Origin of the sequence: Micrococcus sp. KRD096 (assembly GCF_017168495.1) — a bacterium.
In the GTDB taxonomy this organism is placed as follows: domain Bacteria; phylum Actinomycetota; class Actinomycetes; order Actinomycetales; family Micrococcaceae; genus Micrococcus; species Micrococcus luteus.
The window spans coordinates 1-396 of record NZ_JABFAY010000054.1 but is presented as its reverse complement, the minus strand read 5'-3'; the positions used below and the strand labels follow the sequence as shown (position 1 = coordinate 396).

The following is a 396-nucleotide window of genomic DNA, read 5'->3' as shown; positions in this document are numbered from 1 at the left end:
ATCCGCTCTCCACTGCCGACGTGTCCCCTCGGGCACGTCACTGATCTTCCTCGCCCAGTCCTTGCTTGCCATCGCCCATACCTCCAGTGATTCCGAGAGGGTGTTGCGACGACCGATTGAATCCACCCTGGACTCCTTTATCGCTGTGATGCCGTAGCCCGGCCACGTCTTGGCCTGCGCGCTGACGCGTCCAGAACGCCATCTCGAGGGCGTCCAGGGCCAGGTCCGTGCGCAGCGACTTCGACAGCTGCCAGCCCAGCACCCGTCGGGAGAACACGTCGATGATGAACGCGGCGTACACCCATCCGCTGAAAGTGCGGCAGTAGGTGATGTCAGCGACCCACAGCTGGTTCGGAGCCGCCGCGGTGAAGTCTCGCTGGACCAGGTCTTGACGCT

1 pseudogene is annotated in these 396 nt (G+C 63.6%); it reads right to left on the bottom strand.

Annotation, left to right across the window (positions count from 1 at the left end):
• Positions 1 to 127: 127 nt before the first annotated feature.
• A pseudogene (locus tag J1M41_RS11500) lies at positions 128 to 396 on the bottom strand (DDE-type integrase/transposase/recombinase); the annotation flags it as partial.